We start from the raw sequence: 1,292 nt of genomic DNA, 5'->3' as shown, positions 1-1,292 counted from the left end.
CCGGCCGAGGTCAAGGCCACCATCCTGCAGCGCAATCCGGTACCGAAGTCTGCCCCTGTGGGCCGCCAGGTCTCTTTGCGAGCCTGCGAGATGCAGGCGGAGGCCCGTGTCTATGTGCGTGATCGCGAGGTGACCGATGAGGCGGTGCAGGCCGAGCTGCAGCAACTGTTGACTGAGCTGCACAACCAGGGAGTGACGATTACGGGGAGGGTTGCCTGATGAACAGCTATTTCAACGGGGACGCCGAGCGCGATGTGCGTGAGGCACAGTTCTGCCGGGTCGCCATCTATTCGCCGGTGCGGGGCTGGGTGGGGGAGCGGGTACAGTTGGAGGTGTCGAACTCAGCGAAGACCCTGGGCCAGACCGATGCCGCCACTGGCGCCGGGCATTACCTGGTGATGGGGGGCGCGGAGCAAGCGCAGGCGGAAGCGGCGCGGATCCGGGGCAGTGCGGTGGCGCTGGTGAGGGTAGGGGCATGATGCACTACTACGCCCAGCACACCCCGACCCGGGATCTGGATGCTCCGCTGCTGGGCATCGAGGAGCTGGAGAAGGCCAGGCAGGCCGGGCTTTGTATCACGTTCGGCATGTTCATTTGGCATGAAGGCGGTTTTGACGAGTGGACCAGGGAAGTCGGCCTGGTCGTCGGTATGGCCCTGCGCAAGGCGAGCCGCCGGCCCAGGGAAGGGAGGGAGATGGGATGAACAAATTGATGGTGGTGCTGGTGGCCTATGCCCTGATGGCACTGGTGTTTGTGGGAGTGGCCCTGGCGGTGGCCAGCAGCATGAGCAAGGGGGCGGTGTGATGGAGCTGATGACTCGGGGTTCTGCCCTGTTGACGATGACCAGCGTGGAGCTCGCGGAGCTGACGGGCAAGGAGCACAAGAATGTGCTGGCCGATATTCGCCGGATGCTGGTGGAAATTCAATCGGCTGAAAAGTCAGCCGAGTACCGGGACAGCCTTGGCCGTGCCCAGCCCTGTTTGTTGCTGGACAAGGACGAGACCCTTTGTCTGGTGGCCGGTTACAGCGCCCAGTTGCGGATCCGGATTATTCGCCGCTGGCAGGAGCTGGAGCAGCAAGCCCACCAGCCCGCGATGATGATCCCCCAGACCCTGCCGGAGGCACTGCGCCTTGCTGCCGAGCTGGCCGAGCAGAAGATGGCGCTGGAACAGAAGGTGGCGATGGATGCCCCGGCGGTGGAGTTCGCCAAGCAGATCGCCAGTGTGGAGAAGGGGATCACCTTGTCGGCGTTCGCCAAGACGGTGGGCCTTGGCCCCAATACCCTGTTCACC

Annotated in this window: 3 protein-coding genes and 1 pseudogene; all 4 read left to right on the top strand. The window is 64.1% G+C overall.

Going from position 1 to position 1,292, the window contains the following annotated elements; translation table 11 throughout:
• Positions 1-219, top strand: a pseudogene (locus J9889_RS23395) (hypothetical protein); the annotation flags it as partial.
• A complete protein-coding gene (locus J9889_RS23390; RefSeq protein WP_113724886.1) occupies positions 219-479 on the top strand; it encodes a hypothetical protein in 261 nt (86 codons plus the stop codon). The pseudogene J9889_RS23395 and the gene J9889_RS23390, both read left to right, overlap by 1 nt.
• The gene (locus J9889_RS23385; RefSeq protein WP_246875549.1) at positions 476-703 is read left to right on the top strand and encodes a hypothetical protein; all 228 of its coding nucleotides are present in this window, start codon (positions 476-478) and stop codon (positions 701-703) included. The genes J9889_RS23390 and J9889_RS23385 overlap by 4 nt, the downstream gene beginning before the upstream one ends.
• A gap of 100 nt (positions 704-803) precedes the next feature.
• Positions 804-1,292: Rha family transcriptional regulator (locus J9889_RS23380; RefSeq protein WP_246878182.1), on the top strand; the 489-nt coding region annotated here is incomplete at its 3' end.

The sequence above is a fragment of the Aeromonas sp. PrichA-15 genome (assembly GCF_017939245.1).
Classification (GTDB): domain Bacteria; phylum Pseudomonadota; class Gammaproteobacteria; order Enterobacterales; family Aeromonadaceae; genus Aeromonas; species Aeromonas caviae.
The sequence above is the reverse complement of the archived record's forward strand: the minus strand, read 5'-3'. Positions and strand labels throughout refer to the sequence as shown.